At 45.3% G+C, this 16,244-nt stretch carries 15 protein-coding genes; 6 read left to right on the forward strand and 9 right to left on the reverse strand.

Translation table 11 applies throughout. From position 1 onward, the window contains the following. Positions 1-21: 21 nt before the first annotated feature. The gene (locus CKQ84_RS06475) at positions 22-393 is read right to left on the reverse strand and encodes a hypothetical protein (RefSeq protein WP_173248155.1); all 372 of its coding nucleotides are present in this window, start codon (positions 391-393) and stop codon (positions 22-24) included. A 292-nt stretch (positions 394-685) separates the two neighbouring features. Here CKQ84_RS06475 and CKQ84_RS06480 point away from each other — a divergent pair, with 292 nt between their 5' ends. Beyond that, on the forward strand, positions 686-2,806 hold the full coding sequence (locus tag CKQ84_RS06480; protein WP_105250579.1) for a bifunctional diguanylate cyclase/phosphodiesterase: 2,121 nt from the start codon (positions 686-688) through the stop codon (positions 2,804-2,806). Positions 2,807-3,220: 414 nt separating this feature from the next. Here CKQ84_RS06480 and CKQ84_RS23735 read toward each other — a convergent pair whose 3' ends face one another. From CKQ84_RS23735 to CKQ84_RS06500, 3 genes are all read right to left on the reverse strand, one after another. Then, entirely contained in the window at positions 3,221-3,487 is a 267-nt protein-coding gene (locus CKQ84_RS23735; RefSeq protein WP_158682998.1) for a hypothetical protein, read from the reverse strand. A 240-nt stretch (positions 3,488-3,727) separates the two neighbouring features. Next, the gene (locus CKQ84_RS06495; RefSeq protein WP_105250582.1) at positions 3,728-4,348 is read right to left on the reverse strand and encodes a tRNA-uridine aminocarboxypropyltransferase; all 621 of its coding nucleotides are present in this window, start codon (positions 4,346-4,348) and stop codon (positions 3,728-3,730) included. Between the two features lie 141 nt (positions 4,349-4,489). Continuing rightward, positions 4,490-5,698 (reverse strand): multidrug effflux MFS transporter, encoded by a 1,209-nt coding sequence (locus CKQ84_RS06500; protein ID WP_105250583.1) that lies wholly within the window; start codon positions 5,696-5,698, stop codon positions 4,490-4,492. Between the two features lie 113 nt (positions 5,699-5,811). Here CKQ84_RS06500 and CKQ84_RS06505 point away from each other — a divergent pair, with 113 nt between their 5' ends. Next, positions 5,812-6,783: a LysR family transcriptional regulator gene (locus CKQ84_RS06505; RefSeq protein ID WP_105250584.1), complete on the forward strand. Its 972-nt coding sequence runs from the start codon at positions 5,812-5,814 to the stop codon at positions 6,781-6,783. Positions 6,784-6,866: 83 nt separating this feature from the next. On the opposite strand, the gene CKQ84_RS06510 is transcribed toward CKQ84_RS06505, so the two are convergent. Further along, complete coding sequence (locus tag CKQ84_RS06510; RefSeq protein ID WP_105250585.1) at positions 6,867-8,738, reverse strand: methyl-accepting chemotaxis protein; 1,872 nt, start codon at positions 8,736-8,738, stop codon at positions 6,867-6,869. A 376-nt stretch (positions 8,739-9,114) separates the two neighbouring features. Between CKQ84_RS06510 and CKQ84_RS06515 the strand changes: the two genes are divergently transcribed. Next, positions 9,115-9,462 carry a hypothetical protein gene (locus CKQ84_RS06515; protein ID WP_105250586.1) on the forward strand — a complete coding sequence of 116 codons (348 nt, stop codon included), beginning with the start codon at positions 9,115-9,117 and terminating at the stop codon, positions 9,460-9,462. 22 nt (positions 9,463-9,484) lie between these two features. On the opposite strand, the gene CKQ84_RS06520 is transcribed toward CKQ84_RS06515, so the two are convergent. Both CKQ84_RS06520 and CKQ84_RS06525 read right to left on the reverse strand, forming a co-directional pair. Continuing rightward, positions 9,485-10,963, reverse strand: a complete 1,479-nt coding sequence (locus CKQ84_RS06520) for a DUF4145 domain-containing protein (protein WP_105250587.1) — start codon at positions 10,961-10,963, stop codon at positions 9,485-9,487. Between the two features lie 33 nt (positions 10,964-10,996). Beyond that, positions 10,997-11,704 (reverse strand): hypothetical protein, encoded by a 708-nt coding sequence (locus tag CKQ84_RS06525; RefSeq protein ID WP_105250588.1) that lies wholly within the window; start codon positions 11,702-11,704, stop codon positions 10,997-10,999. 190 nt (positions 11,705-11,894) lie between these two features. On the opposite strand from CKQ84_RS06525, the gene CKQ84_RS06530 reads away from it, so the two are divergent. Then, positions 11,895-12,425 carry a DUF2780 domain-containing protein gene (locus CKQ84_RS06530; protein ID WP_105250589.1) on the forward strand — a complete coding sequence of 177 codons (531 nt, stop codon included), beginning with the start codon at positions 11,895-11,897 and terminating at the stop codon, positions 12,423-12,425. Between the two features lie 100 nt (positions 12,426-12,525). After that, a complete protein-coding gene (locus tag CKQ84_RS06535; RefSeq protein WP_105250590.1) occupies positions 12,526-12,987 on the forward strand; it encodes a TerB family tellurite resistance protein in 462 nt (153 codons plus the stop codon). A 177-nt stretch (positions 12,988-13,164) separates the two neighbouring features. Here the strand turns inward: CKQ84_RS06535 and CKQ84_RS06540 are convergent, their stop codons facing one another. Together CKQ84_RS06540 and yjeH are read right to left on the reverse strand one after the other, a co-directional pair. Beyond that, positions 13,165-13,989, reverse strand: a complete 825-nt coding sequence (locus tag CKQ84_RS06540; protein WP_105250591.1) for an HDOD domain-containing protein — start codon at positions 13,987-13,989, stop codon at positions 13,165-13,167. A 288-nt stretch (positions 13,990-14,277) separates the two neighbouring features. Next, positions 14,278-15,540 (reverse strand): L-methionine/branched-chain amino acid transporter, encoded by a 1,263-nt coding sequence (gene yjeH, locus CKQ84_RS06545; protein WP_105250592.1) that lies wholly within the window; start codon positions 15,538-15,540, stop codon positions 14,278-14,280. A 251-nt stretch (positions 15,541-15,791) separates the two neighbouring features. Here yjeH and CKQ84_RS06550 point away from each other — a divergent pair, with 251 nt between their 5' ends. Further along, positions 15,792-16,223, forward strand: a complete 432-nt coding sequence (locus CKQ84_RS06550; RefSeq protein ID WP_006079646.1) for an Lrp/AsnC family transcriptional regulator — start codon at positions 15,792-15,794, stop codon at positions 16,221-16,223. Positions 16,224-16,244 lie beyond the last annotated feature (21 nt).

Here is a 16,244-nt window from a genome sequence, read left to right on the forward strand (position 1 = left end):
TCGACTATGTCGATGGCCTGATTAAGGTTTAGGGATTTTACGCTCTTTTGCGGCGGCATCTTTTGCTTCCCGTAAATATTTTTGCTCGCGACTTTCTCTTTCGTCGAACTGTTTTTGTGCCTTAAGTTTTTGCTGTGCTTCCCAATCGTTGGTTTGGGATTGTTGCTTAATTTTATCTTCCCGCTCTGTCGTCTCTTTAGTGGCTTGACGGGCCTTTTCTAATTGAGCCTGTTCTAATCGCTGTGAGTCGATGCGTGCCTTATCGGCTTTTTGCTCTAGGGTCAATCTAGGCTTTGGCGCCTCGGCGGCATGCGCTAACGCGAGATGAAAATTAAAGATGAGGGCTAGCGATATTAATATTTTAGAGATTAACACTTTAAATAAATACGCCATTTCCTATCTCCTTTATTCGATAATTGAATGAATCAATGATAAAAGCCAATTCACGCAAGATGTGCAAAACATAGCATAAAATCTGCCTAAGCTTGAAATATGCAGCAGGTGTTCTTAAAAAATATGCTTGAATACAAGTCTTAAACTACACTTTTTAAGTTTCTATTTGAGTGAAACAACAATTAGGTTTATTTTTAACCCCATTGGAATGATGTACTATTGGGCAACTTCGTGTTCAACGAAGACCTAAAAATGGGATGTGACTATTTTGCGTCACAAGGGAGTATCCTGAATGATCAGATGGCAACACTTACTTAAGAAACTCAGTACAGATGATCCTGTACTGCAAGAAAAGCTGTCTCTCTGGCAAGCACATCCCCATAAAACCCCCTTAGCCTTAATTCAAGGCTTTAGCTTTATTAGTGCCAACCAAGCCACCCTCAGTTATTTTGAGACTGAATACGATGCTTTTGTGAATGCGACTCCCTATGATTTTTCTCCGAGGATCCAATCTTCAGGCCGCAATAGTGTTGAATTTGCGCGGGAAATGATCCTCGAAGCCATTGCAGGCAATAATGTTGAATTCAACTGGCTGCACATGAGCCAACAAGGCAATGAACTGCCGACTCGAATTAATCTCTATCGCTGTTATCTGCAACAACAGCCCGTAGTACTCGTTGAATTACAAGCTCTTAATCGCCGCAATCAAATGCGCGAAACGATTTCTGATGGTTTTGCTCATATTCCCAAAGAAATTTTGTCGACCACGCTCGAAGAAAGTGCCGAAGCTGTGTATATCACTGACACTGATAATCAAATTTTGGCTGTCAATAAAGCCATGTGCCGTATTTGCGGCTATAGCGCTGAGCAGCTCATCAGTAAAACCCCTGAATTTTTAGAGGTAAGAACCCATAATATGGGGGAAGAAACCGAATGCCAAATCGCCTTGAAACAAAGGGGATTTTGGCAGGGCGAAACGTGGAAAAGACGTTCAGATGGCAGTAACTTCCCTGCTTGGCAGAGCAGTCGTAAAATCGTCACTGAAGATGATGCTCATTATAATGTGAATATTTTCAGTGATATTAGTACGAAGAAACTATTAGAAACCCAGCTAACAACTCGGGCTATGTACGATACCTTGACTGGATTACCTAACCGGTTCCATCTTAAACAGATCCTCAATAGTGCCCTCGAAAAACTTAAAACTGATCCCCTCGCACTGGGCGCGTTGATGTTTTTAGATCTCAATGGTTTCAAGAATATCAATGACAGCTTCGGTCACTCCATGGGCGATAGAGTATTACAACTCGTCGCAGCCAGACTCGAAGCAGGTTGTATCGAAAAGGCCGATATAGCCCGTATGGGAGGAGATGAATTTACCTTAGTGCTGCAAGACTGTAGCTGTAAAGATGAAATTCAGCTGTTTGCAGAGCAGATTCTCAGCTTATTTGAGAGCCCCTTTGAAATTGAAGGCCAAAAGTTCTTCCTCGGCACTAGCATAGGCATTGCGCTATTTCCTACCCACAGTAACCAAGCGGGACAGCTGATTAGTCTTGCCGATACTGCCATGTATTGCGCTAAAAAGAGCTTACCGCATCTCGTGTTTTACGATAAGGAAATGAGCCTAGCAGCCGAGTTAAAATTACAGTTAATCAATAACCTAAGGCATGCGCATAGCCTAAAACAATTCACTCTCGCTTATCAAGCCATAGTCGATTTACACACAAATCAAACTATTGCTGCCGAAGCCCTGCTCCGCTGGCAGAAGTCACCGACAGAATATTATGAAGCTGCCGACTTTGTGCCATTACTTGAGGAAACAGGATTAATTGTCAGCATTGGCCAATGGGTATTAGAACAGGCCTGTGTACAAGCGGCCCTCTGGCGAGCACATTATCAACCCGACTTTAGAATTTCAGTCAATGTGTCACCACTGCAATTGGAACACTTAGATTTTATCGACCAAGTGATAAATACCTTAGAAATGGCGAAGTTACCCGCTGAAGCACTGATTTTAGAAATTACCGAATCGGCATTGTTACGACAACCGGAGCAAGCACGACTCACACTCAATCGTATCAAAGCGTTAGGTGTCAGCATTGCCATCGATGATTTTGGAACTGGGTTATCGTCACTCAGTCGCTTAGGGACTTTGCCAATAGACAGCGTCAAAATTGATGCCGAGTTTGCCTTGCGCTTAAACGAAGTCTCAGGACAAAAGCTCTGCAATGCTATAGTGCAACTCGCACAAGCACTCGACATTCACTTCGTCGCAGAAGGTATTGAAACTCAACAACAAAAAGACATAATGACTGACATGGGCCAAGGTTTCGCCCAAGGATTTCTATTTGGCTACCCGAGTTCAGTCGAAAACTTCACCCAAGCCTTTCTTGCTGAAAAACGCTTAGCCTAGAACAGATTTAGGACTGCCGATGTTCGCATCGGCTCGATAATCCGACTTGCGTACCGAATTAACGCTCTCAACGTTTACAACGGAAAACGAAAGATTCCGCTAAGGTTTTATCGAAATATTCTGATGGGTCGCGAACGAAGGGGAAAGATTTTCTTGCAGAAAACATATGATTTAAGCTCGATAGCCCTGCCAGCACGCCATTTACTAATAGTAATGAATGGAATCACTCCCCTGCAAAGCCAGTGATGGCCTGGCAAAGCGCTCTCATCATTATCAATAAAAAAAACCATATTTTAAGCTCGATAGCCCTGCCAGCACGCCATTTACTAATAGTAATGAATGGAATCTACTCCCCTGCAAAGCCAATGATGGCCTGGCAAAGCGCTCTCATCATTATCAATAAAAAAACCATATTTAAAGCTCGATAGCCCTGCCAGCACGCCATTTACTAATAGTAATGAATGGAATCACTCCCCTGCAAAGCCAGTGATGGCCTGGCAAAGCGCTCTCATCATTATCAATAAAAACACTATATTTAAGCTCGATAGCCCTGCCAGCACGCCATTTACTAATAGTAATGAATGGAATCACTCCCCTGCAAAGCCAGTGATGGCCTGGCAAAGCGCTCTCATCATTATCAATAAAAAAACCATATTTAAAGCTCGATAGCCCTGCCAGCACGCCATTTACTAATAGTAATGAATGGAATCACTCCCCTGCAAAGCAATTGGCTGGCAAAGCTATCTCATCATTTGCTGCGCAAATGAATCCTAGTTATTAAACCGTATTTCACATTAAGTTAGCGTGATCTGAATAAGATTTTGACTATTTTAATTCGTACGGAGTCTCAAAAACTCAATAACTTAAAAGCACTAATTCATACCTAAAACATCTAAGACTCAATAGCCTTAACTCCATCAACTATACCTTACCACTGGATTCATTTGAGTTCTGATAACGGGCCTGCACTGTACTCGGCATCGCCTTAATCCGCAGTTCCACCATAGCATCAAATGCCATCATTAACGGCTGAACATCAAGGGTAGGATCAAGGGCGCTTAACATATAAGCGCAAGCTTCTAAGGTCGATAAACTATCGCTACGACTCGATTTACGGATCCGATAGCGCGATTCATAACCTTCAGCCAAATGCACCGCAGGATACTGGGCTAACCAAGGATTCAGCTGCTGCATTTTGAATGCCTTACGCCAAGTGCCATCGAGCAACAGCAATATACAATCAGGATTAATACTTTGCTGTTCAACACTTACACTTAACGCAGAGGGATAGACGAGATAAATAGGCTTATTACACGCCGCTAAATATTCCCGTAAACCGTTGAAATCAGACTCGCTTTCACCCACATAAACTTGCGTTTTAGGTACAGCAAGACTCAATACCCGCACACTATTCTTCTTATGTTCGACTTCACTCGGGTGCTGTAAAACCACCAACTGAGTCATTGGAGAAATAGGCTTAACACTCGCACATAAGCAAGCATTCTGCGGATAACGACAGATAACACAATAGTGACGGGACAAGCTTTACCCTCGGTTTAGTGAGTTATTTTACGAGTATACCAAAGGATAAAAGGGTATTAGACACAATAAAAAATACCCACAGTTCGCGGTCAAACAAACTGTGGGTAAAGGGTGTACTCTGTAATTAATCAGTGCCGCGAACTAATGCTCGCCAACTAACTGCTCTTGGTGCCAGTGGTCGAATCGACTCAGCGCCATCATCAACAATAAACCGATAGAAAACACGCCCATGACGAGTGCCACTGCGTAAGGTGCAGTTAAATTCGTTTGCTGTATAAGTCCAGCTAAAACGGATGCACCACTCATCTGAATAAAACCTAGCATAGCCGCGGCAGTCCCCGCTCGCTCACCGAAAGCTGACAGCGCCATACTCGTCGCGGGGCCGAGTAAGAAGGCAAATCCCACACATAACAACATCATAGGTAACATGAAGTTAAAAGCTGCTGCCATCCCTGTATTTGGGCCAAACTGTTGGCCCGCCACTGTCGCCACTGAAGACAAAACGAGTAAAGACAGAGCCAAAATAACCGTTGGACGATTACCCAGTTTGCGAATAATGATCGGTGCCGCAAAACAGGCCACGATATTAAACACAGCATTGAGACCGAATAAACCACTAAACGCCAGCTCAGAAACCCCTAAATGCCCAATCAACCACACAGGCGCATAAGACACATAACTCAAAATAGCCGCCATAGCAGACATACAAGCAAAGGCATAAAACAAAAAGTGGGTGTTACCGAGCACAGGTTTGAATCTACCCCAACGGTAAAGTGGACCAGTAGTAACAGTGTTGGCTGGACGAGTCTCAGGTAAGCGATAACCGACAACGAGCATCATCAACATGGCATATAACGTCATGAAAACGAAGGTTGAACGCCAGCCGAATTGCATCGCTAGCAAGCCACCTAAGGTTGGTGCTAAAGCTGGGATCACGCAAATCGCGCCATTTAAGTAACTGTAAATTTTAGCGCCTTCTTTTTGTGAGTAGCAGTCGCGCACCGCACTAAACACCACGATAGAAGTTGAACAGGCGGCTAAACCTTGCAGCACACGAGCAATCTGTAACCAATGAAACTCGATGGCCGCGGCAGCGAGAAGACTACTTGCGCCGTAGAGTAAGACCCCGAAAATGGCCACAGGACGGCGGCCATAACGGTCGGCTAATGGCCCAATCAGCACTTGGCCTAAGCCCATGGCGAATAAAAACAATACGAGTGTGGATTGCACATCACTGGCAGATACGGCGAATTCTGTCGCCATAGTTGGCATTGAAGGTAAATAAATATCGATGGCTAATGGGCTGAGCAGCACCATAGACATCAGGATAGGTAACAGATTGCGCCGCATAAATAATCTCAGTTGATCAGGGAAAGGTATTTCAGTGGGCGCTATTTTAATTAACTCAAGGTATGAACAGAAATGGTATAATTTCCAAAGTAAATTTCCTCTGAGGAATATCTGTGAATATCGACAACTTAGCCAGAATCGATTTGAACTTGCTGGTCATACTCAAAGTACTGCTAGAGGAGCAGAGTGTCACTCGCGCCGCCAGCCGATTACATATAAGCCAGTCAGCCCTCAGTAAGAGCTTAAATCGACTCAGAGAAACCTTAGATGATCCCCTATTTCAGCGCACGGCGCATGGCTTAAAACCCACCGCGCACGCCCTCATTCTTGGGCAAAAACTGCCGAATATATTGCAAGACTTGTATCAACTCACTCAGCCTCCGACCTTTAATCCTGCCAGTAGCAATCGACAATTTTCTTTTGCCATGGTGGAAAGCGCCTATGAAACCTTAATCCCATATTTTATCGGCCCTATGCTGACCACTGCACCCAACGTCAAACTCGACTCCTATGTCTGGACCGAAAAATCGATGCAGGATTTGCAGCAAGGGCAAATCGACTTTGGCATTTCAGGGCGGGATTTGCATCCACTGTCGGATTTTCAAGTGGATCGCCTGCCCGAAGGGATTGCCTATCAAACATTATTTACCGATCAACAAATCTGCTTAGTGCGAGAGGATCACCCGCTGATGGCGGCGCTCACCTCAGAACAATGGAATTTACCCCTTTACCTCGATATGGCCCATGTGCAGGTTCGTTGTGAAGGTAGTGATTGGTGGGCACTGGATTACTTTCTTGCCGATCTTGGGCATAGACGCCGGATCAGCACGACTGTACCCGACTTTTATGGTGCCGCCAGCGTTTGCGCCCACAGCAATTTAATCTTCACTCTGCCGTCGAGCTTTGCCCGTCACGCCTGCCAACTTTATCCGCTCAAACAACTGCCACTGCCTTTCGAATTTATGCCAATGGCCTATGTGCTGTTATGGCATCAAAGAAATGATGAAGATCAAGGGCATAAATGGATTAGAGAAACCATTTGTCAAAGTGTGGCTAAGTTATTCAATCCCACAGAAATGCTTTAACACGACAAAAACGGCCAGTAAAAAGCCCGACAAAGTAAAGGCTTTATCGGGCTAATATCGAGACAAACAATTAAGAATAGCGATTACAGAATAAATGTCGCGACTTGCGCATTCAGGTCATTAGCACGGGCTTTTAAGCCCCTCGCCTGTGCCAAATCTGCCATGGCCGATGCGGTAATCTCATCAGTCACATCTTTAATCGCAACCGTATTCTGGGTTATTTCACCCGTCACTTGAGTCTGTTCTTCCGCTGCGGTAGCAATTTGGCCTGCCATATCTGAAATCACGTTGACCGCTTGCGTAATCTCTTCAAGGGCTTTCGCCGCCGCATTAGCATCTTCTACGCTATGACCCGCTAATGCTTGGCTGCTTTCCATCAAGCTGACTGCTCTGGCGGTAGTGCGTTGTAGCGTTTCAATCGTGGTATGTACTTCCTGAGTCGAATCCTGTGTACGACGTGACAGTACTCGAACTTCATCGGCAACGACCGCAAAACCACGGCCTTGCTCGCCAGCACGAGCCGCTTCAATGGCTGCGTTAAGCGCCAACAGGTTAGTTTGCTCGGCAATCCCTTGAATTGTCGCCAGAATACTCGAGATAGACTTAGCGTGACGACTTAAATCGCCAATGACATCCGTTGCTTGAGTCACTTCATCGGCAAGTGAATTAATCGAGTTACGAGTTTTATTCACTAACTCTTTGCCCTGTAAACTGCTCGCTGCAGACTGTTGAGCTGCCGTTGCCGTGTTCTCAGCATTGGCTGCGATCTCATTAGTCGCACTCGCCATTTCAGTTACCGCAGTCGCGACCATAGCGACTTCTTGCTGCTGACGTTGTAACTCCGCAACTGAAGTTTGCGTGGTGGCAAGACTACGTTCAGCATCGGCATCTAACTCATTCGCTAATTGGCGAATATGGCTGATCAGCTGATGTTGACTGCCCACAAAGCGGTTAAAGCTGTCGGCAAGCACGCCCACTTCATCTTGAGTGTCGACAGAAATACGCTGAGTTAAATCACCGTTACCATCGGCGATACGCGCCAGTGCCTGCGATACTCGGCTCAATGGGCCCAGTAACATGCCAACTAACCAAGAAATAGCTAACACACTCAAGAGCAATACAAGTGCCGATAGCCCCAGTTGGGTGAGTAACAGGCTCGAGAGTGGCGCTTCTAGCGTTTCCTTATCAAGCACTAACACTAATTCCCAATCTGTATTAGGAATATCAACGCTCCAAACTAACTTGTCGCGTCCTTCATTTTCAAAATACATAGGTAACAGAGTACCCGCTGCACGGCTCTGTTCTGGTAAGTTGCGATTAAGCTCGTTGTCGATTTCACCTATAGGTTTCATCGTCTTAGCTTGATCTTTATAAGCGATCACTGTGCCATCTTTGTGCATCATGATGGCATAACCGTTTGCCGGTAACTTCATCCGATTAACACCGTCAACTAGGCTTGCGATAGATAAGTCACCACCCACAACACCTTGTGCGGTAGGCTGCGCCATAGTCACAACCAGAATGTTATAGGCAACATCCACGTAAGGTTTTGTCAAAATAAGACCGCGCTCACTGATGGCTTGTTGATACCAAGGGCGGCTGCGAGGATCATAGCCCGTACGATCAATACTCGGATCAGAATCCAACATTTGCCCTGCTTGAGAGCCAAAATAGGTCAGCTGGAAACGGCCCGATGCCTGTGCTTGTTGAAGTGTATTGAGGCTGTCACCTTCAACTTTGTTCGCCAGGGCTCCCATAATATCTTGGCGGCCAGCCAACCATTCTTGGATCCGCTCAGCCTGCTGTTCACCTAAGCGCTGCACTTGTTCTAGGCTGTTTTGTAACAGCTGGGATTTTTGGCTGGAATAACTTTGCCATGACAACAAACCAATCACGAGTGAAAGGGCTGCCACGACAGAGAACAGAATTTTTTGCTTGAGCGAATATGAGTTCATGTTGGCGTCTAATTAATTAACAAAGCAGTGAAACAAGAGGGTGTTTGAGCGGGTCGAACGAACATTTACAACCAATATAATAAGGCGGCTAACTGAGTTAAAACTGCAGTTAAATTTGAGCTGAATTTTCTCATATTATGTACAGTTAGCAAAGAAATTGCTCAGATTTACATCAAAAAGATTTTAGCAAACACATATAATTAACCAACCGTTATTCGAGCAACAACATATAGATAGGCATGCGATTACATATCAAAGTAATGCGCAACACCAAAATGGTCTATGGAGTAAAATAAAGTAAATTAATCAAGATTAACGTGACCTAGACGCACTCGCTATTGCACACTAAATGTCCACTGCCTATCGAGGAGTTCTTATGATTTTTCAACAGTTCCAACAGAGCCCACTGCAGACCCGAATTTCTGGCCCACGGGCTTGGTTAGCGATGGCAATTAGCATTAGCCTAATTTGTTTATCACTATTTTTATTGCCCTTCGTGCTCTTATTTGGCGCAATGGCGCTCGGTTGTTTAGTCCTATTTAGCCGCTTTTATATGGCACGTCAGTTGGCTAAGTTTAATCAGGCTCAGGCAAACGCAACGCAGCATGCCCACGCGACAGAGGAGCCGCTAAGTCAGGTTTATGGATCTGACACTATTGTTAGGGAATCTAATGCGGCACGCCATCAAGGGCGCACTTTTGAGCATAAAGAGGATGAACACTAGTTCAATCGAAGCAAAACTGCGCTCAAGCGAGTAAGGTCTGCGCGCGTTTAAGGCTATGAATTTCGGCGGGATCTTGGGTTACCTCAAGCACATTTTCAATCTGTAATACCAGTGAACGCCACAGAGGCTCGATAATATCCGCCTCTTTTTTATTGGCATTTTGCCGTGCCAGCTTAAGCAAAGCAGCAGATCCAACGACATCAATTCGCCCTAAGATACCGTCGGCCAGTGCCATACTCAGCTCAATCATCGCAGGCACACTGTGGCTATATTTGATCACTTGGCGCAAATAATCCTCAGCTTGAGTCAAATCACTGCCAAAGGCATTGTCATCATTGAGCATATGCTGCGCCCGCGTGAGCATAGCATCGAGTTGTCCTTGCTCGGCAGCTTCGGCCATCCAATGCTCACTGGCAATCATATCTCGAGTACAGCCATCTCCATTGGCAAGCATTAATGCTAAATGATACTGGGCATGGGGATAACCTGCTTGCGCGGCTTTGCTTATAAAATGATAGGCTTGAGTTAAGTTCTTTTGCTGGTAATGCAACACACCTAGATTCGCCATCGCTTCAGTTTGCTCGCCATCTGCCGCACCTTGTAAATATTGCTGTGCTAACTTGCTGTCGGGTTGAAACGACTCACTGCCTACAAGATAAAAATATCCCAATAACGCCATCGCATTGACCACACCTGCTGCTGCTGCAGTGGCAATGATCTGTTCACCTTTAGCCACTTCTGGCGCGCCTTGATAACCGTGGATCAGTGCTACGCCATGCTCATGTAAGGCTTCCATGTGCTTAGGTGCCGCAAGGGAAAACCAATAGGCCGCTCGGGCAAAACTGTCAGCTGCGCTAATGTGAGAAATGGTATTTAGAGGTGAAACTGTGGATAAATCTTGGCTTGATATAGCTTCGGCTTCTGCCGCAAGTTCTTGCTCTTTGAGCAGTTCTTGTTCTTTCAGTATCAAAGCCTTGGTCTTAAACGATATCCCAACCAAATACTGCGCTTGCGGGTCATCTTCCATCACAGCGCGGTAGCACAAGTCCCTCACCGTCATAGCGTCAGTCGCTTCATAACAGTAGTCAGGGGCAACTCGACCTTTAACCTTAGGATACAAGTGCTCGACTAAAGTCAGGACATCTTTAATGGATTTTTGCGCTAGCGCGAGTAATTGTTCTTGGGTGAGATGGTATTTCTCAGGATGAGCACCGCGGTTACCGTCGGCACGCAATCGATGCAGGGCACGAGTGGTCTTCACATCAATCACGCGCCGCTGATTTAGCTGTTCGATCCTATCGTATAAATTCGGACTCGAAAACGCGATTTGCTTATCTTGCCCCAGTAACTCTGTAAGTTTATGGGTAAAACTGCGAATGTGCAGTAGCGACTGTGTCGGTACATCCTGCACATAGCTTTTCGCCTTGAGGTAATCATCACTCAAGGAGACCGAAAAATCGTGGATAAACTCACTATCCTTAATGACTATTTTCGTCCCCATGAGTGATTCCCTACAGGCTGAATTGATGTTGCACTATTCGACGCTTGGTTTTTTCGACACCATATATAAGCGGAACAAAGCGACGTTAACGAATAATCCAATAAAAGACATAAAAGTATCCGCTAACATTTGCACAGGTAATCCGCCCATGGATGCTAACCCAGAAAGCTGGCTACCTATGACGGAGAGTGGTAAATATAACATCAATAATGCAATGGTTTTCAGTACGATAGGGCCACTAAAACTAAAACTACCCTTAATCGCTTCTAGCGGTGTTAAGCGCTCAACCACAACCATAAAGTTCACATAGGCTAAACGTGCAAAGAGATAGAAGCTAATTACCAATCCTACCAGCCACACAGGACCGAAGGCGGCAAACAGCATCACTGGTGCTAAAATCGCTAGACCAGAAAACACCCCAGCCAATAATAATGGTGGAACAAAAGGTAAACTCGCCTTCAACACCACTCCCGCTGAAGGACTATGCCCTTGTGAGCGCAGTTCTAAAAACAGAGTCAAAGCGGCAATTAATACCGAAAAAGTAAGTAGTAACAGCATCATGGCGATCATATGCGGCGCGCCAAACTGTGGGTTTTCTAGATCAACTTTACTCATCTCTATACCAAGCCATAACTGGATCCCCACTTGGATCAAGAGTAATGGGATCGTCAGCATAGCGAGTTGCGCCAGATGATTACGGAAGAAGTTATAGGCTTCTGACAAAATTGCGGATAGTGACATGCGACTTTCCAAATAATTGAAATGAATTAACACTTAGAATTGCCGCTAAGGATACCGAAAATCCCTTGGCAATGCACAGTAGAAATCACCAGTGTGAACCGTAAATCACAGAAAACTACTGCAACAAAAGTGACAAACCCGCTAAACTGTCCAGCGAACTCGTGCGCAAACCCTCAAAGGACGCTTCCATATGAAACACACTCTGACCTTCTCTATCCTCCTCAGCACTTGTATTTTAGCGGCGCCCGCCAGTGCAGGCTGGTTAGATAACTTGGCAGGAACTCAAGCCAAAACTGAAAAAGCGACCACTACAGCAGCGGCAACTCAGTCGAATGATTTAGTTGGCAGCGTCATGTCACAATTGGGTTTAAACCAAACTCAAGCCGAAGGTGGCTTAGGCAGTTTATTAGGCTTAGCGCAATCAAGCTTAGGAACAACCGACTACTCAAAACTGGCTGCCAGCATTCCTAATGCCGATAGTTTGCTAGCCGCTGCGCCTAAATTGGACTCAAAATCAGGTGTTTCTGGCTTATTATCCAAAGCGGGTGATTTAGGTTCATCACTGCAAGGCAGTGCTATGGTATTAGACGCCTTTGAAAAATTGGGCATTTCTAAAGATCTAGCAATGCCAATGATCAACATAGCTAAGTCTTACTTAGATACCAATGGCACTGAAGGCACCTCAGACTTACTGATGAAAGGTCTGAACTCGCTACTGTAATTCAGTCTTACCTCACCCTAAGCAATACAAGGTTTAGGGTGAACTTTCACTTCCCAATCGACTCTACTTTATATTCCCTCCAGCATGAGAACCGCCAAATATGATTGCGAAATTAAGACGATTTTTTGAAGCTCATACTCAAGCAGTCTCCCCTGAAGACAAAGCACATCAACTTAAACTGGCCGCAGCGAGTATGTTACTTGAAGTCGTATTTGCCGATGAGACCTTAACGGCAGAGGAAGAAGCATTATTACCTAAGCTGCTAACCGATACCTTATCAATGTCAGAAGTAGACGCTAAGATACTGATTGATGAGGCTAAAAGCGTACAAGGCAGCGCGACCTCACTCTTTGAATTCACCTCAGCCATTAACGCTGAATTTAGCCTAGCGCAAAAGCAGCAATTGTTGCTCGCAATGTGGCAACTGGCCTACGCCGATGGCCAGCTATCCCAATATGAAGACCAGATCATTCGACGCACCGCCGATTTGTTGCACCTCAAACACAGCGAGTTGATCCAAATGCGTAATCTTGCCATAGCTGCAACCCAACAAACTGGCTAACCACATACACTATTCAGTCAAAGTGCAAATCAACAAAAGCCCATAAAAAAGCGTGAATGCGAAACACCCGTTCCCCATTCACGCGATGGTCTTCTTCAGACTAAATTGATATAGCTCTTTGGCTAAAAATATTTTTACTGCCGTCCTACTCACTAAAACACTAAGCGAAACAAAATTCTAAGCTAACGCTTTACCGATTTCATATCCCGAACCGTGTAATTCAGTCAACTTAGTCCTTAGCCCGCCCATCTCCATCTTCAATCCTTTCTTAGTCGCTAATTGAGATAACCAACTGGTTTTTTCATCATCCTCAATCGTATCCCACTCATCTAGAACTTTGTAAGATAAGCATAATAACGCAGCAAGTTTTGAAAATGGGTTTGAATCCTTAGGGTGGTCTTGATACAAAATGCCTTGCACTAACGCTGGTGTAAACTTCCAATTCTTCGCTAGTAATGCGCCAATATCCGGGGAATCATATCCGAGTAACTCGCGCTCAAACTGATGCTTATCTTTACCCTGCACCACAGCTTCGGCAATTTTCGCCGCATCTTCAGGCGATACTGCCGCAATCAATAAATCGCCAATACGATGTAAGATACCGCAAGTAAAAGCTTCTTCTGGGACAGCACCACAACGCTTTGCCATTTCTTGACTATAAAGCGCAATCTCAAAGGTTTGCCCCCAAAACTGGGCTAAATCTATTCCTTCACACTTAGGGACTGCACCAATCACCGCCGATGCGAGCACTAAGGTTCGTAAAGTTTGCATCCCAAGACGCACAACAGCTTCATCGATAGTGCCAACCTCTCGACTACGTCCATAGTGGGCACAATTAGCAAGGCGTAACACCCTAGCACTGATTAAGGGATCGTGTGAAACTTTAGTGGCAATGCTTTTTACTGTCGCATTGTCATCATTGACCGCATCTAACAATTCACTGATCGCCTTAGGTAACCTAGGTAACTCATCGACACGATTGAGCAACGCAGCTGAATCCATATTTATTCTCCTTCCGTATGAATGATCAAAATATAGAACACAAGTTATCGCCTCGCTCACCGAGATACATTAAATATCAGTAATGTGCAGTCCTTCGGCAACAAAGCTTGGCGGCCATCAGACTTAAGGTTTACCTCTTTATTTCATTCGATTTAATCGCACTCAATCATATCCAGTTTCGAAATCCACTAAGCCACACAAAAAAGCCCCAAACTCTTATGACAATAAAAAGTTCGGGGCTTTTTTAATTAACCCATCATGTTGATTTAGCCCCAGAGGGTGCGAATATTACTCAGGTAACGCCAAACTTTGTTTGCGACTAATATGGGTCTTTTGCCACCACAAAAATGGTGCGACAACTAAGATCAACACAAGCACATAGGACATACTTACACCTAGGGCAAAACCTAATACTAAGCAAAACGCACAACCCAGCGCCACCAGCGGCCAATTGTGCCGTGGTAATAACTTAGCGGCAGCGAGCATAGCCATCAAATAGATCACCACAAATACGCCGTTGCTCCATGCAATAAGGTGCTCTAACTCTTGCCCGGTAAGGTAAGTCAGTACAATCACGCTTGCCATCACAGATAACAGCGCAGCAAGTGCTCGAATGGGCACACCGTGGGCATTCTTAACGGCAAAGAAGCGCGGTAAAATGCCTTCACAACTAAAACTCCAGACCAGACGTGCCGCACTGGCCGCATACACGTTAACGGTTGCCAATCCACTTGCGATACCTAACACACCAATCACTTGTGCGCCGTAACCACCGAGCAGTTGGTCAAACACGCCGATCATGGCGACACTTTTATCTGTCGGCACTAATAGCAGTAAAAGTGTACAAGCCACATAAATCACGCCCACCAGCACTGTGCCCATCATCATAGCGGGGATCATATCCTGCTGCGGACGACGAAAATCATCGGCAAGATGGGTCATAGCTTCTATACCCAAGAAACTCCAAAAAGCGATGCCAGCGGCAATCATCACGGTCGGCATTTCAGGCATACCATGGCTAGCAAGTGTCGTAAGATGACCTTGCTGAAAACTACTCGCACCAAACAAGACCACAACAACGGCGACTATGCAAAGTGTCAGGCCAAATTGCAGCTTAGCCGACACTTGAATGCCCCTTAAATTAATCAGAAACAAGCCAAAAATCACGAGTATTTCAACACCAACCTTGGACCAACCCGATATCGGGATTAAGGCATTCACAAACTGAAAGGTCATCAAAATCGCGGCCGGAGCCCCCATGGGCACAACCAGTAAAAAGATCAGTCCAATTGTTCGACCAGCAGTGCGACCAAAGGCTTTTTCGACAAAGTAAGCGGGGCCTGCGGCATGGGGAAATACACTCGCTAAACGACCAAAGACCAGTGCCACAGGAATAATGGCCAAGGTCAACAAGATCCATGCGACTAAGGCGCCAGAATGCGCTTTTTCAATAGTCATCTGAGGCAAAATAAATACCCCTGTACCGAGCAAAGTAGTCGCCATTAAACCCGCACCTTGCCAACGACCTATAGTTCCGCTATTTGAATTCATCTGTTAATATTCTGTGGTTTTTGAGCTGTCAGTATAATGAGATTTCGCCCTACAATCTGCCGTTAATTTCAGTGTTCTCCACATCCAATACCGGCAAAATCGCGGCAAATAACGTTATTTCCATCAAAATGACAGCCAGCTTAAATTTTGGTAAAATTTTAAGCAAAAATACTCAGAAAATTCTGTGGTTATTCAAACCAATGGCAAAATAACACACAGATTCAATATAGCCATTTTCACTGGAGTCACCCTTGGATAAATTCGATACGGCCATCATTCATAGTTTGCGTCAGGATGCGCGCCAGAGCGTGTCGAATATCGCCGAACAGGTCAATCTATCCCGTAGTGCAGTTGCCGAGCGCATAAAAAAGCTCGAACAAACTGGAGTGATCCGTGGCTATCAAGTGCTCTTGAGTGAGTCGCAAAAAGAAGGAGTATCGGCTTATTTCGAAATCCAGCATCAATGTCCACGTTGCGCCGACGTGGTACACGTATTCCAAGCAATCCCCGAAGTGATTACCTGCCGTGGTATTTCTGGTGATATGGATTTACTCGTGTACGTGCATGCGCCCTCGATGCGCCGCCTGCATGAGATCCGTGAGTATATCGACACTCACACTGACATCATCAAGATCAAAACCCATGTGGTAATGAGTGAATGGATTAATAACCTCGGCGAGTAAATCGTGCCTCCCTAAAACAAG

The sequence above is a fragment of the Shewanella sp. WE21 genome (assembly GCF_002966515.1).
GTDB lineage: Bacteria > Pseudomonadota > Gammaproteobacteria > Enterobacterales > Shewanellaceae > Shewanella > Shewanella oncorhynchi.